Genomic DNA, 21,584 nt, shown 5'->3' on the forward strand with positions numbered 1-21,584 from the left:
CATGCGCCTGCTTGTTGTTGAAGACGACGATACGATTCGCGACTTTCTCACCCGTGCTCTCAGCGAGTCAGGCTTTCGCATTGACGCATGCGCGCTTGCCTCTGAGGCTGAGGCCCTCGCCGTAGAAGGCGTCCACGACGCCATGATCATTGACCTCACGCTGCCTGACCTCGACGGCCTGCAGCTCATCCAACGCCTGCGCGCTCAGGGAGTCACGGCTCCCGTACTCATCCTCTCCGCGCGCCGTTCCGTCGATGAGCGGGTCCTTGGCCTTGAGAGCGGAGGCGATGACTATCTCACCAAGCCCTTTGCCGTAGCGGAGCTCCTCGCTCGCCTCCGAGCCCTGCTGCGCCGCAGCAGCGCCCATCAGCCTGAGACCACCCGCCTCCGCGTCGCCGATCTTGAACTCGACCTCATCCGCCGCGAGGCGCGCCGCGGCGATCTTGAGCTCGTTCTTACCCAGCAGGAGTTTGCCCTGCTCGAGTACCTCTGCCGCAACGCCGGCCGTGTCGTCACCCGCGCCATGGTGCTCGACCACGTATGGAAGATGCGCATCGATACCTCCACCAACATCGTCGATGTGCACATCCATCGCTTACGCAACAAGGTAGACCGCGAAGCCGTGCGGCCTCTCATCCGCACTATGCGGGGAGTTGGATATGTTCTCAAGGATTAGCGGGTCCTTTTACAGAACAGCTGCCTGGCGGCTCACCCTTCGCAGCACCATCGTTTTCGCCGCCGGCAGCGCGGCCGTCTTCGCCGTCATGTTCGTGCTCGTGGCCCAGGCCGTTCGCGAGCGCAGCGACTCCTGGCTCATCGGCGAGAGTGAAACTCTCAAGCAGGTCACTCTCTCCACTCCTGAAGATTCTCTCCACGACCGCATCGTCGAAGAGGTGGCCGAGCTCGCTACGCAGGAAGTAGGCTACGACGCCGCAGGCCACAAATCCAGCAACAACATCGTCTTCTTCGTCCAGACCTCGGCGCACCAGCCGCCTCTCTGGGTTGGCCCCGGAGACAGCGCCGATTTCCTTGAAGCGCTCGACCGTCAGCACCTGCAGGAGCGCACTCCTGTTTCGCTCAAGGTCGCCGGGTGGAGCTTCCCCTTCCGCGTCGTTGCCGCCGATATGTCGCCCGGCAGCCGCGTTTATCTCGGGCTGCATGACTCGCAGGCCACGACCCTGCTCTCTCGTCTCCTGCTGCGCTTCATCCTCGGCTGGCTGGCAATGGTGGGCATCGGCTTCTTTATCGCCCTTCTTGGCCTGCGCCGCATGTTGCATCGTGTTGATGCCATCACCACTGCCGCAGCCAATATCGGCACCGGTGACCTCAGCAGCCGTGTTGCCGCTGGAACCCAGAACGACGAAGTAGCCCGCCTCGCGCGTACCTTCAACAACATGCTGGACCGCATCTCAGCATCTGTGAATCAGCTCCGCACTCTCACTGACTCGGTCGCGCACGATCTCAAGAGCCCCATCACCTCCGTTCGCGGCACTCTTGAAGTAGCTCTCTCCGCCGAGGACGAGAACTTCTCCCGCGAGCTCGTCGCCAGCGCCATTGAAAACCTCGACCGGCTTTCCAATGTCATCACTACCTCTCTCGATCTCGCCGAGGCCGAGGGCGGCGCGTTGCGTCTTCACGTCGAAATGATTGATCTGGCCGAGCTATCCAGTCGCGTCTTTGAGCTTTACGCGCCCGCCTTTACCGAGCGCGGCCAGTCTTTTGAGGTCTCCGTCGCCCCCGTCGTGCGTGCCGAGGTCGATCTGCGCCTTTATACTCGCCTGCTCACCAATCTCATGGAGAATGAGCTTCGCTATGCCGGTGAGGCAGCCTGCATCAGGGTGACTCTCGATGCCGATGACACTCGCGTTCGCCTCTGCGTCAGTGACAACGGTCCCGGATTTCCACCCACTTTGCTCGGCAATCTCTTTCAGCGGTTCGCGCGCGGTAGCGAGTCCCAGGGGCACGGGCTCGGCATGGCCTTTGTCAGCGCTGTGGCCCAGGCTCACCAGGGCAGCGCCACTGCCAGGAATAACAACGGAGCGCAGATAGTGGTCGAGATCCCGCTTCGCTACTCACCGCTCAACCACGCTGGCGAATCTGCTCCTGCAGCATTTCAAGAGGCATTCGGATAAACATTTTGTTTTCTGCCCAGTGAAAGCCATGACACAATCGTCATGCTTTCGCGAAGCCTTATTTAGCGGCTTCTCCTATCCTGATTAAAGTACCCCGGAGTCGAATGAAGATCGTCAGTACAACCACGGCATTCCCCCCGCATCAGTTCTCGCAGCATCAAGTTCTGGAAGCATTGAAGTCCTACTGGGAGCAGGGCATGGAGAATGCCGCTGTTCTCGAGCGCCTGCTGGCCCGCACCGGTGTCGGCCTCCGTCACTTCGCCCGTCCCCTCGATCAGTACCGCGCCCTCGACACCTGGGGCAAGGCCAACGATGTCTGGATTGAGGTTGCCGAGGAGCTCGGCGAGCGCGCCATCAGCTCTGTTGCCCAGCAGGCTGGCATTGGCGTCGATCAAATTGGCGCCATCTACTTCGTCTCCGTCACCGGCGTCTGCAGCCCGTCCATCGATGCCCGCCTGGTCAACCGCATGGGCCTCTCCCGCAGCATCAAGCGCAACCCCATCTTCGGCCTCGGCTGTGTAGCCGGTGCGGCCGGCCTCGCTCGCTGCGCCGATTATGTCCGCGCTTATCCTGACCAGTTTGCCGTCCTGCTCTCGGTCGAGCTCTGCTCTCTCACCTGGCAGCGCGACGACCTCTCGGTGGCCAACTTCATCTCCTCCGGCCTATTCGGCGATGGCGCAGCCGCCGTCCTCGTCGCCGGTGACAAGATTGCTCTTCCCGGGCCGCGCATCGTCGCCAACACCCAGGTCTTCTATCCCAATACGCACGACGTCATGGGCTGGAAAATCTCCGAGAAGGGCTTCAAGATCGTCCTCTCACCTGATGTTCCCAAGGTCGTCCGCGAGAACCTCGGCGGCGATGTGGATAACTTTCTCGCCACCCAGGGCCTCACCCGCGCAGACATCGGTTCGTGGATCATGCACACCGGCGGCCCCAAGGTGCTTGAGGCCAGTGCTGAGGCGCTCGGGCTCAAAAATGGCGAACTCGATCTCTCCTGGCAGGCGCTCGATCGCGTCGGCAATCTGTCGTCTGCCTCTGTCCTCGTCGTCCTCGACGACGTCATGAAGTATCACCGCCCCGCACCGGGAACGCGCAGCATCCTGGCCGCCATGGGCCCCGGTTTCTGCGCGGAAATGCTTTTGCTGGAGTGGTAATTTTGAACCCTCGTTGTTGCGATGTTTTAGTAGTTGGTGGTGGCCCTGCAGGACTCAGCGCAGCCATAGCGCTGCGCCTTCAGGGAGCAGATGTAGTAGTAGCGGAGGCGCTTGCGCCCCCTATCGACAAGGCCTGCGGCGAAGGCATCATGCCTGACTCCCGCCGCGACCTCGCCGCTCTCGGCGTCGAGCTTGACCGCAGCATGGGCGCGCCGTTTGAGGGCACCCTCTTTGCAGGCGCCGCCACCGGCCACCAGGTTGCTGCCCGCTTTCAGTATGGTGAAGCCCTCGGCGTCCGCCGTCTCAAGCTGCACGCGCTGCTCATCGACCGTGCCGAGCAACTCGGCGTCCGCCTTCTCTGGCAGACGCGGGTCAACCTCAGCGACGGCGCAGCGCCCACCATCAACGATGAGCAATATCGCTACAACTACCTCATCGGCGCCGACGGCCAGTCCTCACGCGTGCGCCGCTGGGCCGGTCTTGAAGAAGGCCGCCTCATCAGCCGCCGCTTCGGCTTCCGTCGCCACTACGCCATCGCTCCCTGGAGCCGCAGTGTGGAGGTTCACTGGGGCGACCTCGGCCAGGCCTACATCACCCCCGTTGGTGAATCCGAGATCTGCGTCGCCGTCATCACCCGCCACCCGCGCGTCCACTTCGACCAGGTCATCTCCGGCATTCCGTTCCTTGCCAGGCGGCTCTCCGCCGTCGATTCGCACACCCGCCAGCGCGGCGCCATCACCACCACCCGCAGCCTGCGCCGCGTCATCAAGGGCAACGTTGCTCTGGTAGGGGACGCTTCCGGCTCCGCCGACGCCATCACCGGCGAAGGGCTCGCCATGGGCTTCCGTCAGGCGGCTCTGCTCTCGCAGTCCATTGCAGCAGGCAACCTGCGCCACTACGCCGCGGGCCACGCTGGCATCCTGCGCCTGCCTCAGTCCATGTCCCGCGCCATGCTCCTCATGGATCGTTCCAGCTTTCTACGTGACCGCGCGCTCCAGATGCTCGCCGCACGCCCTGTTCTCTTTCAAAAAATGCTCAACGTCCATCTCGGCGAGGAGCAGATGTCGCACTTCGTAGCACGCCACGGACTTGAAATGGGATGGCGGCTGCTCGTCTCCCCGGCTTCCTGAATAACTGCGAAATGGAAAATAGAATGATCCGACCGAAACTCGCTTTGCGCTCCATTGCGTTCTACGCCGCCACCTCTGCTGTCGCGCTTCTTTGCGGAGCACAAACTCCGGCCGCCGTCTCCGTCCATCTCGATCCCGCCCAGACGCAGATCAACTGGACGCTCGTCGATGTGCTCCATACCGTCCACGGCACCTTTCAGCTCAAGGGCGGCATGGTCACCTTCAACCCCGCCACCGGCGAGGCTCAGGGAGAAGTACTGGTAGACGCTGCCAGCGGCCAGAGCGGCAGCAAAATGCGCGACGGCAAAATGCAGCACGATATTCTGCAGAGCCAGAAGTATCCGCAGATCATCTTCCATCCCGCCAAGGTTGTCGGAACGCTCAAGCCCGGCGGTGGCCCGCAGGATGTCGATGTAGTCGGCACCTTCACCATCCATGGCGCGGATCATCCGCTCACGCTCCATGTTCATGTGGTGCCTGCCGGCGATCAGCTCACCATGACCACCCACTTCGATGTGCCATATGTGGCCTGGGGCATGAAGGACCCGAGCACGCTCATGCTGCGTGTCGAGAAGAGCGTTCCCATTGACGTCACCGCGCACGGCACCGTCACTGGCCTCAAATAACTCTCAAAGCGCAGGCATCCCGTCGGGCGCTCAAGCCATTCGCGGAAGGCAAATTTCCTCCGCGAATGGTGTGAGGGTTAACGGAACTGTTTCACCGCATCCCATACATAGGCGCCGATAATCGTAGCCGTCAGCAGGCCGGTGACGCCTGTCATGACGCTTACGAAAGGACGGATGCGCGCGATACGCTTTTGAATGAGGTCCTGCTCCTTGTGCTGGAGCACGGAGGAGTCATCATCGAGGAAGAGTTGGTCTTCCTCGTAGCGAGTGATGGTTCCACGATAGGCCAGAAGTGCCAACAGAACTGCTGTGACTCCGGCCCAGACGATCCACAAAACAGGCATGATGCTCATAGAGCACCTCATGATCGAATTAGAGCCGGCTCCAGATACCGAGCGGGTCCAGGCCTCATCAGCCGGGCTCGGGGGGTAGGAGGGGCCGTTCGGCCACTACTATAGTCCTTCTTCTACTCTGCTGCACAGCCTGTTTTTTGCGCCCAGGTGCCCTCCTTGGCAACCCTTTCTAAATCAAAGCATTCAACCACTGTGATCCTTGTACGTTTTCACCAGGATCGGGAGATTCCCATGCACGCCATCCATCGCACGCGCACAGCTGCCCTTGCCGTCGCCCTTCTCGGCCTCGGCCTCGCTGGCTGTTCGTTCCACCACCCCACGCAGGCCGAGCGCGACGCGAAGCTCAAGCAGCAGACCGCCGACGCCACCGCCGCCGCCCGCAAAAATGCGGAGCTCATCGGCGCCCGCGCCCGCGTCGCCGCCGCTGACGCCGAGCGCAAGCTCAACATCATGGCCTCCGGCGTCAAGCAGGGCTGGAAGGAAGGCAAGCCCGCTGCCGGCCGCATCAACATCAACTCCGCTGACCGAGTCCAGCTCGTCCGCCTGCCCGGCATCTCGGTTCGCACCGCCGAGCGCATCATCGCCGCCCGGCCCTACGGTACTTCCCGCGAACTGGTCCGCAAGCACATCCTCACGCAGGAGCAGTACGACCGCATCTCCTCTCGCGTTACCACCGACTAGGTTGAATCGAGCAGCCTCCTGCGATCATCCAATGCTTGAGGAAAGAGACCGGTAAAGCTACACTAACTGGAGGAGACACTATGGCAACCACCACCACAACCCCGATTAACGAAACCGCTGCACCCGTCCTCGGAACGTCCGCGAAAACTACGCCCGTCATTCTCACCGAGCCCGCCATTGGCAAGGTTCGCGAGATCATGGCCACGCAGGACCCGATTCCGGCTGGCTTGCGGATCGGCGTCGTAGGCGGCGGCTGCTCCGGCTTCCAGTACTCCATGTCATTCGAAAACCAGTCCGGCATGATGGACAAAGTCTTCAACTTCGATGGACTCAAGGTCTTCGTCGATGCCACCTCGCTCATGTACCTCAACGGCTGCGTCGTGGATTATGTCGAGACCCTCGAAGCAGCAGGCTTCAAGTTCGAAAACCCGAACACGAAGAGCACCTGCGGCTGTGGCTCCTCCTTCAGCGTATAAACCCTGCTGAACAGCTTCTCGTAGAAAAGCCCTGCCATACGGCAGGGCTTTTCTGCTTTGCCGCCGCCGCAGCTATTCGCTCCGGATCGCAGCAGCCGGATCGATCATCGCCGCCCGCGCCGCGGGAATAGCCGACGCCGATCCTGCCACCACCGCCAGCACCGCCGCCGCCAGCGCCATCACCCCCGGACTATGTGGCGACGTCGCATAGAGAAAGCTCGCCAGCAGCTTCGACGTCATCACCGCAACCACCAGTCCCACCACCACTCCTGCCGACGCGATCCACAGGTTCTCCTTGAGCACCATCCGCACCACCTGCAGGCGTTGCGCCCCCAGCGCGATGCGTATGCCTATCTCGCTCGTCCGCCGCGCAGTGGAGTAGGCAAGCGTTCCATAGAGTCCAATCCCCGTCACCAGCAGCGCGCAGCCCGCAAAGAACACCGCCAGCATCGTCATCATCCGTTCGGAAATAAGGTCTCGGCTGATCAGGGCATCCATGCTCGTAATCGCTGGGGCCGGCACATCCGGAGCTACCCGGTGCACGATATCCCGTAGCGCCGCCGCAACCGGTCCGGCGGGCCCGTGTATCCGTATCAGCAGGCTGTAATCCGGCTTTTTGTCGATATCCTCCTGAGATACCGCGACATAGCCACCTGGCGGGTCTGCCTCGCGTACATCCCGGTATTTAGCGTCTCGAACGAGGCCAATCACCTCGTAGGTATAGGTGTCCTTGTCTCCGAAAGACTTGAGCTGTTGCCCGACAGGGTTCCTTTTTCCAAACAGCATCCGTGCCGCGGATTGGTTCAGCACAATTTTTCTTCCGCTGACGGGCGTATCTCGCTCATTGAAGTCGCGGCCGGCGAGCACCGGGATACTCATCGTCGCAAAATAGCCGGAGCTCGTCGCGTTCATCCAGACATTCTTGATTTCATGTCCTGGCACATGAAGAGTGTTCTGCCAGGAGTTACCTCCCATCGGCACGATCGGTACTGTCCTAACAGCGCGTTGCTACGGAAGAAAGGAAGGTGCAGCATGAATGACGCGGTCTGGCACAACGAGGCTATGCACCCAAAGGATGCTTGCACGCTAGAGGAAGCTAAGGACGTGCTGAGACAGACAAAGATGTTCGTGGAGAACTTGGCTAAAACGCTTCCGCTCATCTCGCTTACTCAATCCGTAATGTGATCCCACACAAAAACGCCTTAGTAGAAATGGAGAAAAGACAATGGAAACGCCCTGGAACAAAAACGCTCTTGACAGTTCCTTAAGGAATTTATATATTTCCTTAAGGAAAGAAAGGTGCTCACTAATGGCCATCGAATTTGAGCACAGAGGCATGAAATTTCGCGCGGATACCGCACAGGAAGCCTTCGATCTTCAGACAAAACTGAGGAGCTACGACGACTTGTTCGGTCTACCAGAAAATAGACCGCGTATTTGGACTGCCGATCTGGTACTGGATCTGTTAAACAACGCCGGCGAGTTACAGAAGAAATTCCTAGCCGCGCTGACAACTGAAGCCAGTCTCAGCAGTAGCACGCTGATCGAAACAATCGGCCTTGAGTCCGAGATCGCCTTGGCAGGCGTAATCAGCGGTCTGTCAAAGCAACTCAAAAAACTCTCTACCAACTCGGCCAGCGTCTATAGTGTGGATGTTGTGTGGAAGGGAAAAGGAAAGACACGGTATTTCAAAATGTCTCCCGACTTCCGAGACACTCTCATCGAACTCGGGTGGCCGGAAGGATGGGACACCGGAAAGGAGCGGAATGAAACCGCCCCCACCAACTGACCGCAAATAAAGAAAGCCGCTAGGAAGCGTCAACTTCCCAGCGGCCTTGAAACTACAACCACGGCAAGCCGTAATCGCAGCCTCGCAATCTCGATTATCGGCTTGCCCCAACCGAAAGGTCAAGGCAAATTCGATGACGTGCCACAACTGCCAGTCTGCCTGCAAGCGTTTCGGGCGGCACAGAAACGGCCTGCAACGATTCCGTTGCAGACAATGCAAAAAGACTTTCACAGAAGAACATGAAAAGCCGCTGGACGAGATGCGGCTGCCGGTGAATCGCGCCGTGAACGTACTGCAACTGCTGCTGGAGGGGATGTCGGTTCGGTCGGTTGAGAGAGTGACCGGCATACACCGCGATACCATCCTGCGGCTGCTGACGCTGGCTGGTGAACGCTGCCAGCGGCTAATGCACGAGCGGATCAAGGAGATTGAGGTTCGGGACGTGCAGGCGGATGAAATCTGGGGCTACGTTTACAAAAAAGAGGGGCACAAGTGGGAGCACGAAAAGACTGTGCAGCAGATTGGGGATTGCTGGTGCTACGCAGCGATTGAGCGCGAAACCAAGCTGATCCTGGCCTATCACATTGGCAAGCGCGACGTGCCGTCAACCGACAAGTTCATCTACAAGCTGGCACTGGCGACCGGGCAAGGACGTTATCAGCTCACCACGGACGGCTGGAAGGCTTATGTTCGGGCCGTGCAGATTTACTTGGGGAGCAGGGTCCATTTCGCGCAGTTGGTCAAGGTGTACGGGGCGAGTCGAGAAGGGGAGCAGCGGTGTTCGCCGGCTGAGGTAGTGGATGCTGTCCCTAGCATCGTGAGCGGCAACCCTGACAGGGACCGCATCTGCACCAGCCATGTAGAGCGACAGAATCTGAGCATCAGGATGGGAATGCGACGGATGACCAGGCTGACCAACGGGTTTAGCAAGAAGTGGGAGAATCTGGAGGCGGCTTATGCGTTGTGGTTCGCCTATTACAACTTCTGCCGTCGCCACCAGACATTGAGAGTCACCCCGGCGATGGAGCAGGGATTGACGGATAATGTGTGGACGGTAGGGGAACTGGTGGGAATATGATGGTCCCTCAAAGGGGAAGGAGATAGATATGGTTCCACCGAAAGAGCACTTGGGTTTCAATCCAAGGGATTTAACAGGCTTTGATCGATGGGTTTACGACTCCATTCGCAACCTTCAATTAAAAATCAAAGAACTGGAGGAGCAATTGGATCCTCGTAATCGGCCTCCCTGGGACTTTCCAGATTCTTAGAAATGACGGCAGGACGGAACAGCAATCTTGCAACGTCGATTGCATCGACTGCAATGTGTCGAGGTTTCCCAGCCAACAGACCTGCTACCTGCAGTGCGAGGGAACAAACTTGCTCACGCTGTTCTTGCATTAGCACACACTCCATGCGATGATGTCGCTGGAGATGCACCACACCAATGAGCCGCCCCTGGCCGGGCGGCTTTCCTGTCTGCGCTACTATACTGCCATTGATGCGGAGAGTCTATGAATTCCCTATCCACAACCATCGCAGACTGGCTCCCCTACGTGTTCGCAGCCATCGGGCTTGAGGTGCTTTCCAGCAGGATTAGGGGACTCAAAGACCGGGTCGATGAGTTGGAGGGTAAGATAAAAAAGCTCAAAGTAGACGAGCCTTCCTCGCCGCTCCCGCCGCACTTCGACGCCGTGAAGCGGCAAAAGGAACGCACTCGGCAATTCTTGGCGGAGCGAGAACAGCGGGAACAGGGATCGCGGGAATCAGGGGCGGCAACGCGCTAATAGGACACTACCGCACGATCTGGGCATAGGCAACGCGCTCCACTCCGGGCTGGTGCGAAAGCTCCGTGGCTATATCCGCGTAAATCCGCATCAGCGCCGCTCCCTCGGCTGGCTGCTTGCCCATGCTCAAACCCGCAAAAAGGAGATTTTGCGCATTGAAGCCTAGGCCCACAGTCCGCAGGTGAAACAGGGTTGTGCTGAGCAGTCCTGCGCCGACCACCAGCACCAGCGCGAGGCCCACCTCGATCGTCATCAGCACGCGCGGCATGGTGCTCCGGCGATGCCCCCTGCCGCAGTCCGGCTGCCATTCTTGATCTGTTCCATGATGCCGCTGGAAGTTGACTGCAGGGCAGGCGCGAAACCGATCGCCAACCCGCTCAGCAGCGCCACCCCGCCTGTAAAGAGCAGCACCCGCAAGTCCGGGCCTGTCTCGACCTGGAAATCCTTGCCGCCCAGCATTGTAGCGAGCAGCCGTGCCATCCACGGAGCAGCCAGCAGCCCCGCCGCGGTTCCCAGTGCCGAGAGAACGAGGCTTTCCATCATCAGCTGCTGCACGACGCGGCGTCGCGTGGCTCCCAGTGCGACCCTGGTCGCAATTTCGCGCTCACGGGCTGCCGAACGTGCCATCAGCAGGCTTGCCAGGTTCAGGCAGGAGAGCAGCAGCAGTGCACCGCAGAGCGTCAACACCGCCAGCAGCGGTTTCCGTAACTGCTGGCCGAGCCACGAATATCCGCTCGCCCCGGGTTCAGCGTCGAAGTAATCCTGGCTGCGTTTTGAGTCGCCGAAACTCCACTTCCTATCTGGGATCGCCTCGTTCAGCATGGCCTGCGATCCAGTGTGCAGGGCGGCGTTCGTCTGCTCCAGGGTCCAGCCGGGCTTCATGCGCGCTCCCATCTGCAGCCACCAGAATTGGTAGCCGCCTGCAGTCATGTTGATGGGCGCATCCACCAGCGGCTCCAGTGCCACGGGCACAAACAGTTGAGGCCGCTCCGTCGTGCTCGCTCCGATGAAATCCTTCGGCATCACACCGACCACCGTAAAAGCCACACGATCGAGAATCAGCTTGCGCCCCAGGATGTCAGGCGCCCGCTGGAAGTGCATCTTCCAGAAGTGGTCGCTGATCACGACGCCCAGTCCCGCTGGATTGCCCCCGGCCACATCGTCGGAGGGGGTTAAGGAGCGGCCCAGCGCGGGCTTTACCCCCAGCGCATCGAAGTATTGCCCGCTTACCAGCGAGCCTGATACTTCGACCGTATTTCCGCCTTCCCGCGTCTGAAACTTGCGGTCGAAATATCCGAAGACGTTTGCGAAGATATCGTGACGCTTTTCGAGCGTCCTCAACAGTGGTGCGCAGAAGGAAATATTCTTCGAGCTACCCCCGCGCAGCGAGAGCAGGGTTAGCTCATTCGCGGCCGGTACAGGCAGCGGGCGCAGCAGCAGGGCATCCATCACGCTGAAAATCGCTGTATTCGCGCCGATGCCCAGCGCCAGCGTGAGCATCGCCACGGCGGTAAATCCCGGTGACTTTCGCAGCATGCGCATTGAGAAACAGCCGTCCCGCCAGAGCTCTTCCACCAGGCGAAACTGCCAAAGCTCAGCGCAGCGCTCCCGCCAGCGTCCCGCGTTTCCAAAGCGGCGCCGTACCTCCCGCTCTGCTTCTGCCGGTTGTGCACCCTCCGCCATCAGCTTCTCTCGCATAAGCGACTGATGGAGGGCCAGCTCCTCCTCCATCTCGGCGGCGAGCCTGCGCTTGCGAGCCAGCGCCGCCAGGCGCAGGCGAAATTCGTGAAGCCATCCAGCCATAACGCCCTCCTTGATTAGGGAGCCTGCATCACAAACGCGATGGCCGCGGAGAGCCGCGACCACCGCTGCGATTCGCTCGCCAGCCGCTTCCGTCCCTCAGCCGTCAACTGGTAATACTTCGCGCGGCGGTTGTTTTCTGATAATCCCCACTGCGAGGACAGCAGTCCGCGCAGCTCCAGCCGATGCAGGGCAGGGTAGAGTGCACCCTCCTCCACCTTCAGTAGCTGTTGCGAAGTCTGATGGATCCATTCGGCAACGCCGTAACCATGCAGCGCGCCACGCGCCAGCGCCTTCAGCACCAGCAGCTCCAGCGTGCCCTGCACCAATTCACCTTCGATAGGCTCTTTTCCCATAACCACCTTAGGGGAAGAAGATAGGAGAACCCTCAATGCATTGTCAAGAAAATTTACTGAGGCTGTTGCGGCGGAGGAGTGCTGCCGCTCGTCGGAGAGGTAGGCGAAGATCCAAATCCGGACCCGCTGCTCCCAAACCCGGAAGACCCGCTTGATCCAAACCCAGACCCGCTGCTGCCGAACCCGGAAGACCCGCTCGAGCCGAATCCCGATCCGCCCGTGCTCGTTCCCGGCGCGCCCGGTATTCCCGTTGCGCCGCCCGCGCCTATGCTGGAGCCGGAGTCGACCGTCGTGCCGCCCCCCAGCAGGCTCCCGCCCTGGTTCTGCATGTCTTCCATCGGATCGTAGACAAACTCCCACAGGTTATAAGTCTTCTGGCGCTTATAAATCCGCAGCGACTTATGGGTGTCCTTGATCGCCACGCCCACAATCGGAGCTCCGGCGAGTGTCGTGCTGCCGCCGATCCCGCTCGCAAGGGCCGATGCAGGGGTACCATTCGCTGGCGTTCCCGCAGCGCCTGCGGCCGCGGTGCCGTCCGTCCCCGAACCCGTACTGCTACTACCCGTACTGCTGTTACCCGCAGCGTCGCTTCCCGTACTGCCACTCGACCCGCTATCCGAACTCCCGAAGGCCGAGCCGCCGAACCCAGACCCTGAATCCGACGACCCGCTGCTGCTGCCGAATCCCGACCCGGAACTTGACCCAAAGGGCGAACTCGATCCCGTCGCGCCGCCCATGGGAGATCCCATTCCCGCGCCCAGGCTGGAGTTGGTAGCCATCCCGCCCGCCATTCCACCCGGCATACCCCCGGGCATTCCGCCGGGCATTGTTCCCGGCATACCGCCGCCGCCCATCGGGCTCGATCCCGCAGGAGTCGTACTGATCGGCTGGTTAAAGAAGCCCATGACCATCACATGGGCCTCGCCCACATGGACCAGCCGCCAGTCATCCTTGTTCGTGAAAGGGTCTTTATATTTCTTGCGCAGAAAGCGCATCTGGTTCGTCTCGACCAGCTGGTCCATCGTTGCCGGATAGCTGCCGAACTTCCTGTAGTAGAGCTGGACGGCGCGTTTGTACTGCTCCCCGCGATGCGCCAGCTCGTCTTCCTTCTCCCGTCGCAGCTGCGTCGCGATGATCGGCGCCGCCACCGCCAGCGCCACCAGCAGCAGCACAGCCATGAAGATGACGGCCAGCAGGATGAATCCCGCTTCGCTCTCTTGCTTCTGTTCGGATTGGCTGCGCTGGATCATCATTTAGTTCTGAATCAGAGGCAGACTCTGCGTGTTGTTAAACGGCAGGTCATTGATTTGGATGGAAAACGGCTGGATCGAGACCACCTTGTAGCGATGATCCACCACGTCGCCTTCTGATGCGATATACACATCGTCGCCATGCAGCAGGAAAGCCCGCTTTACCCCCTGCTTCGATTCATATCCGAAGAACTTCAGGTCGATCGGCGGCGGAGGCGGCGGCCCCTGCGGTTGCATTGCGGCTGCCGCGGCGGCGCTTGGGCGTACCGGCCCCTTCGCCTGTTCCATCTGTTCCGGAGCCGAGGACATCGAGAAGATATTCCGTCCCGCACCCGTGTACCGCAGCGACTCGGCTGCAGCCATCCACTCCGGGTGCAGCGTCGGGTCCAGCGAAGCCATGGAAGCGCCCGTCTTCACCGCTGCCTCATGCGAGGGCGCACCTGTCGTCGAAACCACCTGCGCCGGAGCCTCCGGCGGCGGCGTTGTCTCTCCGCCAAAATAACTGCTGAACACATTCCATCCCAGTGCGATCACGATCACCGTCAGCACCCCGGCGATGGCAACTTTTTTCTTGTCTTCTGAGCCGATCTTCAGCGCCATCAGCGTGTCCCCTCGCTCGCCGTCTTCGCCTCGGGCGCGCTCACTCTCTGCAGGTCCGGCGCATCGGAGCGCAGATAGGTCGTCAGCCTCAGCCGCAGGTTCACCAGCCCGCCCTGCTGCCCGCTCAGTGCCAGCCCGTCCACGATAAAGAAGACATGGTTCTTGTCCCGCTCCAGTCCATTGATAAAGCGCATCAGCGGCGCATACTCCCCGCTCAGGCTCGCATCGATCCGGACCTCTGCCAGCCCGTCGATTGCCGGCGACGGCGTGTACTGCGCTCGGCTCAGCCGGACCCCCTCGCTCGTCGCCACGCCATCCAGCTCCGAGGCGACCGTCGAGTAGTTGGGTGCAATGCGTTCGCTGTAGAAATCATCCGCGTCGGTGCGGGCTGCCCCCACCTTCGCCGGCAGGTTGGTCAGGTGGCCCATCTGGGCCTTCAGCTGGCCATAGGTCACCTGTGCCTGCTCATAGGTTGCCGACTGGTCTTCGCCGGAGGCGTGCCAGGCCAGCAGCAGCCGCGTCACCAGTACCAGGTTGAAGATCACCAGCGCCAGCAGCACCGCAATATGAAGATTGAAAATCGTAAGCAGGTTGCGGAGATTCTTCATTTCTTCCTCCGCTTCGGCGCAGGCTTCTTCATCTGCCGCAGCATCTCCGCAGGGGAGGGAAGCGCCTCTTTGCGCAGGCCGGCAGGCGTCTGTTTATCCGCGTAGGAGAGCGGCTTGTAGTCCGCCAGTATATCCATGTTGACCAGTCCGCTCGCCACCGGCTCCACGGTCCCGCGGCCATTGGTGCCTTCGCCGGAGCTGGCCAGCGATTCGCCCGCCAGTCGCGGTGAGGCGAAGTGCTTCGACTTCTCCAGGTTCCTTATCAGGTCCAGCGCCCGGTCCCGCTGCCCGCTCACCCTCATCCGGATCGTCACATGGCCATCCTTGGCGATCACCGGATCGATGCTCAGCACCTGCACTCCTCCCGGCAGCACGGTCTCGAGGTCGGTCATCGTTGCCGTCCAGGAGAAGGCCTTTCGCCGGAAGAGTCCATTCAGAAAACTCGACTGCGTCAGTACCGCGGCATTCTTCGGCTGCTTCATCAGCGCCTGATAGCTCTGCTGGCGCTTTTCTAGCGTATTAACGGCCGTCTCCACGCGGCTCACGCGCGCCACGGCCACGGCAGCCTTCTTCTGCTCCGTATGCAGCAGCAGCCACAGCGGAATCGCAGCCAGCGCGAGAACGCCGATCCATATACGCAGCTGCGTATAGACAGGGCGAAGCTCCACATACGGGCGGGAAGCGAGATTGACAGTAATTTTCATTAGCTCGTCAGCGCTCCCGCAACCGGCGCCATCAGCCCCTTGGTTGCCGGGGAAGTTGCCTCGATCAGATCTTTCACCTGCACCGTGTTATCCCCGAGCGCCCGCTGCAGCACTTCAGCGCCGCCGCGCCCTGCGTAGTAGATGTACCTTGGCACCGTCGCCAGGTTGTCTTCAAAGTAGGCCAGCGCAATTGCGACCGCCTCCTGCAGATCGGTATCTTCGTTGCCCGCCACGGTTGACAGTTCCAGCGTGCGATACAGCAGCAGCTCATCGCTCCGCGTAATGGCCGTGGTAATGAAGTTGCCGTTGCGATTGATCACCAGCGCCGGTTCCGCCGTGTTCAGCGCCGCCAGGCAGGCCAGCGTGCTCGGCAGGATCACTCCCGGCTCAAAACCCGCCTTCCGCACCACGGCCTCGTATTCCGCGCGCACCGCGCCCGGCATCACCGTCGCCAGCACGCGCACCGTTCCGCCGCTCTGGCTCAGCACCTGGTAGCTCACCGCCGCATCGTCGGTGTCAAAGGGCACCAGCCGCCGCAGTCTGAAGCGCACAATCGGCAGCGCTTCCTTGCGCTTCGCCGGCAGCGTCTCGAAGTCGAGAATCAGCACCCGCGACGTAGCGTCCGGTACCACCACCGTCAGCTGCCGCTCGCGTCCGGCCACCGCCTCCACCGCCTTGCGAACCGTCGCGGCCACGCTTTCCAGATCGAGGAAGTTGGGAGTCTTCACCCCCGGCATCATCAGCCCGGCGGGCAGCTCCGCAAAGGATGTTTCCGCCTCCTGCTCGCCGCTCTGGCGCGCCGCCAGCACTCCATGCGGCGTTATGTCGCATGCCAGCTGCGGTCGCTTGTGCGTGTTCGGAGTAAAGATGCGTATAGTGGCCGGCACTAGCGTGATGCCTCGATAAACGTCACTTTATTGATCTCTTTGAGGGTTGTCATTCCCCGCTTCACTCGATCGATGGCCGACTCGCGCAGAAAGGTCATTCCCTCCTGCTGCGCCAGCTTTCTCACCTCTGAGGCGGGCTTCTTTTCGAGAATAATCTCGCGGATCGGGTCCGTCAGGTCGAGCAGTTCGTGAATCGCCGTTCTTCCGCGGAATCCCGTGCCCCCGCATTCAATGCAGCCCGCACCTTCCTTGAAGTCGAAGTCGCGCCACTCCGCCGGATTGAGGCCGCTGGCAATCAGCATCTCATCGTCATACCTCACCGAGCGGATGCAGTACTCGCAGATCGTACGCACCAGCCGCTGCGCCAGGATGCAGTTCAGCGCTGAAACGAAGTTGTAGGCCTCGACGCCCATGTTCAGAAAGCGGCCCAGCACGTCCACGACATTATTCGCGTGCACCGTCGTGAAGACCAGGTGGCCCGTCAGCGCTGAGTTGATGGCAATCTGTGCCGTTTCCTGATCGCGGATTTCGCCCACCAGGATCTTGTCCGGATCGTGGCGCAGAATCGAACGCAGTCCGCGCGCAAAGGTCAGGCCCTTTTTCTCGTTCACCGGAATCTGCGTAATGCCGCGGATCTGGTACTCGACCGGGTCTTCGATAGTGATGATCTTGTCTTCGTCGCTCTTGATCTCGTTCAGCGCCGCATAGAGCGTCGTCGTCTTGCCCGAGCCCGTCGGCCCCGTCACCAGCACCATGCCGTACGGTTCGCGAATATAGCGCCGGAAGCGCCGCACATCGTCTTCGTGGAAGCCAACCACATCCAGCGTTAGCTTCTGGAACTTCTCGCTCATTGACTCCTTGTCGAGCACGCGCAGCACGGCGTTCTCGCCGTGGACCGTCGGCATGATGGAGACGCGGAAATCGATCAGCCTGCCTTTGTAGCGAACCCGGAAGCGTCCATCCTGCGGCACGCGCCGCTCCGCGATATCCAGTTCGCTCATGACCTTGATGCGCGACAGAATAGTCGAGTGGTGTTCGCGCGCAATCGGAGCCATCGCCGCCTGCAGCACGCCGTCGATGCGATACTTCACCACCAGGCAGTCGTCATAGGTCTCGATGTGAATATCGGAGGCGCGCCGTTCGAGCGAGGTGAAAATTGTCGTGTCCACCAGCCGGATAATCGGGCTGATGTCTTCCTCTGAGGTCAGTTTCTCGATGGAGATGTTCTCGTCCGGATTGTCTTCCGACGAGATCACGTCAAATGTCAGACCCTCTGACGCTTCATCCAGCACGCGCTGCGACTGTTCCGTCTTCTTCAGCAGGTCCGTGATCTGTGAGAGCGTGGCCACCCGCGTGACCACCCGCTGCCCCAGCAGGCTTGAGATTTCGTCCAGCATCATCAGGCGGCTCGGGTCGCTCACCGCAATTACCAGCCGGTCCTCGTGCTGCTCCAGCGGCACGAAGTTGTAGCGGAACATCATGTCCACCGGCACGCTGCGAAACAACTCATGCTGGATGCGGAAATTCTTCAGGTTGACGAACTCGCAGCGATAGCGACGCGCCAGCGTCTGCGCCCGCGCGGTTTCGTCCTGTTCGGTCGGTAACGTAAGGATGGGGGCTTCTGCCATGAAAACTACTCCGGAAATCTAGTGCTGAAACTGGCTGGTCTGGCTGAGTGAGAAGATCGGCAGATAAAGCGCAATCAGGATGATGACGACGACGACGCCCATCACAATCAGAATCGCCGGTTCAATCAGGGCCAGCGAAGCTGTCAGCGCCGTCTGTACATCTTCCTCAAAAAATTCCGCGACCGAGTTGAGCATCTGCGGCAGCGCGCCCGTCGATTCGCCGACTTCGATCATTTCAATCGACAGGGGAGGGAAGATCTTCGTCCCTTCCAGGCTATGCGACAGCCCCTGTCCCTCGCGAACGCTCGTGACTGAAGAGAACACCGCCTGCGCGATCCGTTTGCTTGAGATCGACCGCGCCGCCGTTTCGAGCGAAGGCACCAGCGGCAACCCGCCCGTCAGCAGCGTTGACAGCGTCCGGGCAAACAGCGCCACCTGGTACTTCAGCCAGATCGTTCCAAAGACCGGCAGCTTGATGCGCAGGCTGTCGACAAAGTTCGCGCCCGCTTCCGTCCGGCTCCAGCGATAGATAAAGTAGCCGATCGCGATCAGCGCCGGCACGACGTAGAGCCCATAGTGCTGCGCGCCCTTGCCGATGGCCAGCAGGTAGAGCGTCAGCGCCGGCAGCTTCGACCCGATCTGATCATAGAGCAGCGCAAAGCGCGGCACCACAAACGTGATCAGGAAGATGAACAGCGCAAACACCAGCGAGATCAACATCGCGGGGTAAATCAGCGACGCCTGCAGCTTCTTGCGAAACGTCAGCGAGATTCGCTGGAAGGACAGGTAGCGCCCCAGCACCTCTTCGAGGTTGCCGCTTCGTTCGCCCGCCTGCAGCGTCGTCGTGTAAATCAGCGGAAAGCCGCCCTGCGCCTCAAAGGCCGACGAGATCGACTCGCCCGTCCTCACCCGCGCCGTTACGTTTTCCAGCTGCGCCGCAAAGTTCGCATTCTTCTGCCCCTTCGCCAGCATGTCCAGCGAATTCAGAATAGGCAACCCCGCGCGAATCAGGGTCAGAAACTGCTGGTTGAAGATGAGAAAGGTCTCCAGCTTCGCCTTCCGCCGGTTCGATCCCAGCCCCTTCGGCTTCACCGAGTAGACGTAGTAGCCCGCCGCCGTAAAGCGCGTGCGTATCTCCTCCGCCGAGGACGCCGACTGCACCTGCTCCAGCACGTGGCCGCGCTCGTCGCCCATTTTTACAACAAATTCCGCCATGCCGCCGTCTCTTAGACCTGTTTCAAGGGTATCAGTTTATGCACTGAGGAGACGTTCCCGTGGCCTGAAACGCTCATCCGGCCACTTACTTCCCGTGCGGCGTCCGCTTTTGGTCCAGCTTCGCCACCCGGCCCTGTGGCCCGACAATCCACGGCAGGCTGATCGCGTTCCACCCGCCGCCCTCCGGCCCATCCAGCGGCCGCCACGTCCTGCCCCCGTCATAGCTAACATCTGATCCGTTCGTGCCCGCCGCGATCCACGCCCGCGCCGCCTTATCCCACGCCACCGTCGAGCGATACCCCGGCGGACCAGCCGCCGCCGCCGTCCAGTGCTCGCCGCCATCCGCAGTCCAGGCCGCTGTGCCGCTCGCCCCGTCCGGCTTCGTATAGTCCCCGCCGACCGCCACCCCATGCCGCTCGTCCCGGAACGCAATGGCGAAGATCCCCGCCGCCGCATTCCCGCCGGCCATCGGCGCCTGCGCGCTCCGGAAGCCCGCACTCCCGATCAAGTCCGTACCGTCGGCGGGCAGCCGGTGCCGCAGCACTCGCCCCTTGCTGGTCGCAATCCACAGCCACTGCCCCGCCGCAGCCATGGAAGCGTTACTGGCCGCAAAAAACGCCTCGCCCTCCAGCGCCCGCAGCTCTTTTGCGTCCTTCACGCGGGACCAGCTCTGCCCGCCGTCGTGGGTAGCCTGCAGGGCAATCTCCCCGCCCACCGGGTCGCCGATCACCAGCCCCTTCCTCCGGTCCAGAAACAGCAGCCCATCGAAAAAGCCGTCCTTGTCCGGATTGCGCAGCACCAGCGTCCAGTGCGCGCAGCCATCCGTTGTCCGGTAGATGCGCGACAGCTCCCCGGGCCCGCTGCCCATCAGGACCGCCGTCTCCCGGTCCCAGGCCTGCACACCCCTGAAGTCCAGCTTCTCCGCCCCCGGCGGCACAGCGCATTTCCGCCAGTGCGCGCCGCCGTCCTCAGTCCGCAGGACCGTCCCCTCCGTTCCGCTCGCCCAGGCCACGCTGCTGTTCACAGCCGCAATCCCGCGCAGGCTGGCTGAGCTTCCGCTCTCCTGCATTACCCACGGTCCGTGGCTCTGTGCTGCTAACAAGGCTGGAAGGGTAGTAAGAAGGAGCACAAATGGGCGCAGTCGCATGGTCACGATTCTAGCCGTTTGCCCCGCACAGGGAAGCAGGAACTCGCCCCTTAAACCGGCGGCATCCCGTCCACTACATTCACTCCGTCAGGCGCGTGAAACACAAAGGCCGCATCCGGCGCCGGGGCATTCGGCTGCTCGCCCTGGAACACAAAGCTGTTCACCGCGCCATCCGTTTCCTCGATGCGCATCCTCAGGATCGCCCCATCCGCCGCCGCCGTAATCTCCAGCACCCTGACGCGGTTCTCCATCCCGCGCGGCACGCCGCGCAGCAAGTACTGGCCATTTACCTCGGCCATCGTCAGCCCGGTAAGTTCCTTTTCAAGGTTGGTGTGGCCCAGCAGCAGGCTCAGCGGCGACCGGATATCGTCCAGCTTCTTTGCCGGAACCTTCTGCGCCTCGCTCTGTCCCGGCGCATAGAAGTATCCATTATGCCCATCCAGCAGAAAGAGCTTGCCCGCCGGCTGCGCGTAATCCCAGCGCATTCTGCCCGGCTTCTTCAGCAGCAGCGTCCCGCGCTCCTTCACGTTCATCCCCATGCCGGAGTAGTCCTGCGTAAACCCGACCTTCAGCGAATGAAGCGCGTTGTAGTGGTGATCCACGCGGGCGGCAATGACCTTGGCGCTCGGCGGAGCTGGCTGCTGCGCCGGAAGTGCCGGCACAGCAGTCAACAGCAGCAGGAGCAGCAGCCCGCGGATCACTGGATAGGATTGGTGCAGTTCGTGCCGCCTGCAGGGTCAGCCTTGATCTCGCCCGCCATGTCGATGCAGAAGCCGCGATGTCCCGTCTTGCCCACCGCCTGCGGCACAGCCGTCGCCTCGTAGCTCGTGTACATGTCCTGGTTGTTCACCGTCGTCTTCGTGCAGTTGACGATGTTGAAGGTATACCCGGCCTTCTGGCCAACCGTAAGGTCATGCTGCAGCAACTGCGCGTTCTGGGCGCTAGGCGGAGTGGCTCCCGACTCGCCGCCCAGCACCTGCAGGGAGCATGCAAATCCATTGGCCGGATAGTTCGTCTGGTACTGGATCTCCGCCTGATAAATCGCTCGCAGAGACTGGATAGCCGAGGTCTCATTCGCCTGGCTGCGCAGGTTGAGCATGTTGGGAATGGCGATCAGCATCAGGATCAGCATGATCGAGATAACGATCAGCAGCTCCATCAGGGTAAATCCCGCCTCGTGGCGGCGGCTGCGGTACTTGCGGCAAAGCTTACGTATCATATGTGTTCCAGAAATCTTCCCGGGTTGGCCCTGCGGCCAAGTCCT

General features: G+C 61.2%; 25 protein-coding genes and 1 pseudogene. 11 read left to right on the forward strand and 15 right to left on the reverse strand.

The features are described from left to right. Position 1 precedes the first annotated feature (1 nt). From C7378_RS04815 to C7378_RS04835, 5 genes are all read left to right on the forward strand, one after another. Entirely contained in the window at positions 2-676 is a 675-nt protein-coding gene (locus tag C7378_RS04815) for a winged helix-turn-helix domain-containing protein (RefSeq protein ID WP_131992424.1), read from the forward strand. Continuing rightward, a complete protein-coding gene (locus tag C7378_RS04820) occupies positions 660-2,132 on the forward strand; it encodes an ATP-binding protein (RefSeq protein WP_131992427.1) in 1,473 nt (490 codons plus the stop codon). Before C7378_RS04815 ends, C7378_RS04820 begins: the two co-directional genes overlap by 17 nt. A 104-nt stretch (positions 2,133-2,236) precedes the next feature. Beyond that, positions 2,237-3,286 (forward strand): type III polyketide synthase, encoded by a 1,050-nt coding sequence (locus C7378_RS04825; protein WP_131992430.1) that lies wholly within the window; start codon positions 2,237-2,239, stop codon positions 3,284-3,286. 2 nt (positions 3,287-3,288) lie between these two features. Next, positions 3,289-4,416, forward strand: a complete 1,128-nt coding sequence (locus tag C7378_RS04830) for an NAD(P)/FAD-dependent oxidoreductase (RefSeq protein WP_165876661.1) — start codon at positions 3,289-3,291, stop codon at positions 4,414-4,416. A gap of 23 nt (positions 4,417-4,439) precedes the next feature. Further along, positions 4,440-5,042, forward strand: coding sequence for a YceI family protein (locus tag C7378_RS04835; RefSeq protein ID WP_131992436.1), 603 nt, complete (start codon positions 4,440-4,442; stop codon positions 5,040-5,042). Between the two features lie 77 nt (positions 5,043-5,119). On the opposite strand, the gene C7378_RS04840 is transcribed toward C7378_RS04835, so the two are convergent. Continuing rightward, the gene (locus tag C7378_RS04840) at positions 5,120-5,395 is read right to left on the reverse strand and encodes a hypothetical protein (protein ID WP_131992439.1); all 276 of its coding nucleotides are present in this window, start codon (positions 5,393-5,395) and stop codon (positions 5,120-5,122) included. A 192-nt stretch (positions 5,396-5,587) separates the two neighbouring features. Between C7378_RS04840 and C7378_RS04845 the strand changes: the two genes are divergently transcribed. Then, positions 5,588-6,076 carry a ComEA family DNA-binding protein gene (locus C7378_RS04845; RefSeq protein WP_131992442.1) on the forward strand — a complete coding sequence of 163 codons (489 nt, stop codon included), beginning with the start codon at positions 5,588-5,590 and terminating at the stop codon, positions 6,074-6,076. An 80-nt stretch (positions 6,077-6,156) separates the two neighbouring features. Continuing rightward, a complete protein-coding gene (locus C7378_RS04850; RefSeq protein ID WP_243648068.1) occupies positions 6,157-6,552 on the forward strand; it encodes a HesB/IscA family protein in 396 nt (131 codons plus the stop codon). Positions 6,553-6,624: 72 nt separating this feature from the next. Here C7378_RS04850 and C7378_RS04855 read toward each other — a convergent pair whose 3' ends face one another. Continuing rightward, positions 6,625-7,494: an FtsX-like permease family protein gene (locus tag C7378_RS04855; RefSeq protein WP_207901341.1), complete on the reverse strand. Its 870-nt coding sequence runs from the start codon at positions 7,492-7,494 to the stop codon at positions 6,625-6,627. Positions 7,495-7,861: 367 nt separating this feature from the next. On the opposite strand from C7378_RS04855, the gene C7378_RS04860 reads away from it, so the two are divergent. From C7378_RS04860 to C7378_RS04870, 4 genes and pseudogenes are all read left to right on the forward strand, one after another. Then, positions 7,862-8,341 carry a hypothetical protein gene (locus tag C7378_RS04860; protein WP_131992448.1) on the forward strand — a complete coding sequence of 160 codons (480 nt, stop codon included), beginning with the start codon at positions 7,862-7,864 and terminating at the stop codon, positions 8,339-8,341. 133 nt (positions 8,342-8,474) lie between these two features. Continuing rightward, positions 8,475-8,564 (forward strand): annotated as a pseudogene (locus tag C7378_RS18180) (transposase-like zinc-binding domain-containing protein); the annotation flags it as partial. Between the two features lie 60 nt (positions 8,565-8,624). Further along, positions 8,625-9,419: a DDE-type integrase/transposase/recombinase gene (locus C7378_RS04865; RefSeq protein ID WP_207901342.1), complete on the forward strand. Its 795-nt coding sequence runs from the start codon at positions 8,625-8,627 to the stop codon at positions 9,417-9,419. Positions 9,420-9,852: 433 nt separating this feature from the next. Next, positions 9,853-10,125, forward strand: a complete 273-nt coding sequence (locus C7378_RS04870; RefSeq protein WP_131992454.1) for a hypothetical protein — start codon at positions 9,853-9,855, stop codon at positions 10,123-10,125. 7 nt (positions 10,126-10,132) lie between these two features. Here the strand turns inward: C7378_RS04870 and C7378_RS04875 are convergent, their stop codons facing one another. The 13 genes from C7378_RS04875 to C7378_RS04935 all read right to left on the reverse strand — a co-directional run bounded on the left by C7378_RS04875 (position 10,133) and on the right by C7378_RS04935 (position 21,539). Further along, positions 10,133-10,393: a hypothetical protein gene (locus tag C7378_RS04875; protein ID WP_131992457.1), complete on the reverse strand. Its 261-nt coding sequence runs from the start codon at positions 10,391-10,393 to the stop codon at positions 10,133-10,135. Continuing rightward, on the reverse strand, positions 10,378-11,928 hold the full coding sequence (locus tag C7378_RS04880) for an ABC transporter permease (protein WP_131992460.1): 1,551 nt from the start codon (positions 11,926-11,928) through the stop codon (positions 10,378-10,380). The genes C7378_RS04875 and C7378_RS04880 overlap by 16 nt, the downstream gene beginning before the upstream one ends. Before the next feature lie 14 nt (positions 11,929-11,942). Continuing rightward, positions 11,943-12,281: a PadR family transcriptional regulator gene (locus C7378_RS04885; RefSeq protein WP_165876663.1), complete on the reverse strand. Its 339-nt coding sequence runs from the start codon at positions 12,279-12,281 to the stop codon at positions 11,943-11,945. A 53-nt stretch (positions 12,282-12,334) separates the two neighbouring features. Then, positions 12,335-13,534 carry a hypothetical protein gene (locus C7378_RS04890; protein ID WP_131992463.1) on the reverse strand — a complete coding sequence of 400 codons (1,200 nt, stop codon included), beginning with the start codon at positions 13,532-13,534 and terminating at the stop codon, positions 12,335-12,337. Further along, positions 13,535-14,131 carry a hypothetical protein gene (locus C7378_RS04895; protein WP_131992466.1) on the reverse strand — a complete coding sequence of 199 codons (597 nt, stop codon included), beginning with the start codon at positions 14,129-14,131 and terminating at the stop codon, positions 13,535-13,537. Further along, entirely contained in the window at positions 14,131-14,739 is a 609-nt protein-coding gene (locus tag C7378_RS04900; protein ID WP_131992469.1) for a hypothetical protein, read from the reverse strand. Before C7378_RS04900 ends, C7378_RS04895 begins: the two co-directional genes overlap by 1 nt. Then, entirely contained in the window at positions 14,736-15,443 is a 708-nt protein-coding gene (locus tag C7378_RS04905; RefSeq protein ID WP_131992472.1) for a fimbrial assembly protein, read from the reverse strand. The genes C7378_RS04900 and C7378_RS04905 overlap by 4 nt, the downstream gene beginning before the upstream one ends. Further along, on the reverse strand, positions 15,443-16,330 hold the full coding sequence (locus C7378_RS04910; RefSeq protein ID WP_131992475.1) for a type IV pilus biogenesis protein PilM: 888 nt from the start codon (positions 16,328-16,330) through the stop codon (positions 15,443-15,445). The genes C7378_RS04905 and C7378_RS04910 overlap by 1 nt, the downstream gene beginning before the upstream one ends. Beyond that, on the reverse strand, positions 16,330-17,958 hold the full coding sequence (locus C7378_RS04915; protein WP_131992478.1) for a GspE/PulE family protein: 1,629 nt from the start codon (positions 17,956-17,958) through the stop codon (positions 16,330-16,332). The genes C7378_RS04910 and C7378_RS04915 overlap by 1 nt, the downstream gene beginning before the upstream one ends. An 18-nt stretch (positions 17,959-17,976) precedes the next feature. Beyond that, positions 17,977-19,173: a type II secretion system F family protein gene (locus C7378_RS04920; protein WP_131992481.1), complete on the reverse strand. Its 1,197-nt coding sequence runs from the start codon at positions 19,171-19,173 to the stop codon at positions 17,977-17,979. An 85-nt stretch (positions 19,174-19,258) separates the two neighbouring features. Further along, the gene (locus C7378_RS04925) at positions 19,259-20,320 is read right to left on the reverse strand and encodes a beta propeller repeat protein (RefSeq protein ID WP_131992484.1); all 1,062 of its coding nucleotides are present in this window, start codon (positions 20,318-20,320) and stop codon (positions 19,259-19,261) included. A 50-nt stretch (positions 20,321-20,370) separates the two neighbouring features. Beyond that, positions 20,371-21,021, reverse strand: coding sequence for a LolA family protein (locus C7378_RS04930; RefSeq protein ID WP_243648069.1), 651 nt, complete (start codon positions 21,019-21,021; stop codon positions 20,371-20,373). After that, positions 21,018-21,539, reverse strand: coding sequence for a type IV pilin protein (locus C7378_RS04935; protein WP_131992487.1), 522 nt, complete (start codon positions 21,537-21,539; stop codon positions 21,018-21,020). The genes C7378_RS04930 and C7378_RS04935 overlap by 4 nt, the downstream gene beginning before the upstream one ends. Positions 21,540-21,584: the final 45 nt, after the last annotated feature.

The sequence above is a fragment of the Acidipila rosea genome (genome assembly GCF_004339725.1).
Classification (GTDB): Bacteria; Acidobacteriota; Terriglobia; order Terriglobales; family Acidobacteriaceae; genus Acidipila; species Acidipila rosea.

What these genes read in the sequence shown, in the direction of transcription:
- C7378_RS04840 (WP_131992439.1), bottom strand. Translation starts at nt 5,395, where the DNA reads ATGAGCATCATGCCTGTTTTGTGGATCGTCTGGGCCGGAGTCACAGCA.
- C7378_RS04880 (WP_131992460.1), bottom strand. Translation starts at nt 11,928, where the DNA reads ATGGCTGGATGGCTTCACGAATTTCGCCTGCGCCTGGCGGCGCTGGCT.
- C7378_RS04885 (WP_165876663.1), bottom strand. Translation starts at nt 12,281, where the DNA reads ATGGGAAAAGAGCCTATCGAAGGTGAATTGGTGCAGGGCACGCTGGAG.
- C7378_RS04895 (WP_131992466.1), bottom strand. Translation starts at nt 14,131, where the DNA reads ATGGCGCTGAAGATCGGCTCAGAAGACAAGAAAAAAGTTGCCATCGCC.
- C7378_RS04870 (WP_131992454.1), top strand. Translation starts at nt 9,853, where the DNA reads ATGAATTCCCTATCCACAACCATCGCAGACTGGCTCCCCTACGTGTTC.
- C7378_RS04900 (WP_131992469.1), bottom strand. Translation starts at nt 14,739, where the DNA reads ATGAAGAATCTCCGCAACCTGCTTACGATTTTCAATCTTCATATTGCG.
- C7378_RS04815 (WP_131992424.1), top strand. Translation starts at nt 2, where the DNA reads ATGCGCCTGCTTGTTGTTGAAGACGACGATACGATTCGCGACTTTCTC.
- C7378_RS04850 (WP_243648068.1), top strand. Translation starts at nt 6,157, where the DNA reads ATGGCAACCACCACCACAACCCCGATTAACGAAACCGCTGCACCCGTC.
- C7378_RS04820 (WP_131992427.1), top strand. Translation starts at nt 660, where the DNA reads ATGTTCTCAAGGATTAGCGGGTCCTTTTACAGAACAGCTGCCTGGCGG.
- C7378_RS04825 (WP_131992430.1), top strand. Translation starts at nt 2,237, where the DNA reads ATGAAGATCGTCAGTACAACCACGGCATTCCCCCCGCATCAGTTCTCG.
- C7378_RS04915 (WP_131992478.1), bottom strand. Translation starts at nt 17,958, where the DNA reads ATGGCAGAAGCCCCCATCCTTACGTTACCGACCGAACAGGACGAAACC.
- C7378_RS04875 (WP_131992457.1), bottom strand. Translation starts at nt 10,393, where the DNA reads ATGCCGCGCGTGCTGATGACGATCGAGGTGGGCCTCGCGCTGGTGCTG.
- C7378_RS04860 (WP_131992448.1), top strand. Translation starts at nt 7,862, where the DNA reads ATGGCCATCGAATTTGAGCACAGAGGCATGAAATTTCGCGCGGATACC.
- C7378_RS04925 (WP_131992484.1), bottom strand. Translation starts at nt 20,320, where the DNA reads ATGCGACTGCGCCCATTTGTGCTCCTTCTTACTACCCTTCCAGCCTTG.
- C7378_RS04890 (WP_131992463.1), bottom strand. Translation starts at nt 13,534, where the DNA reads ATGATGATCCAGCGCAGCCAATCCGAACAGAAGCAAGAGAGCGAAGCG.
- C7378_RS04835 (WP_131992436.1), top strand. Translation starts at nt 4,440, where the DNA reads ATGATCCGACCGAAACTCGCTTTGCGCTCCATTGCGTTCTACGCCGCC.
- C7378_RS04935 (WP_131992487.1), bottom strand. Translation starts at nt 21,539, where the DNA reads ATGATACGTAAGCTTTGCCGCAAGTACCGCAGCCGCCGCCACGAGGCG.
- C7378_RS04920 (WP_131992481.1), bottom strand. Translation starts at nt 19,173, where the DNA reads ATGGCGGAATTTGTTGTAAAAATGGGCGACGAGCGCGGCCACGTGCTG.
- C7378_RS04905 (WP_131992472.1), bottom strand. Translation starts at nt 15,443, where the DNA reads ATGAAAATTACTGTCAATCTCGCTTCCCGCCCGTATGTGGAGCTTCGC.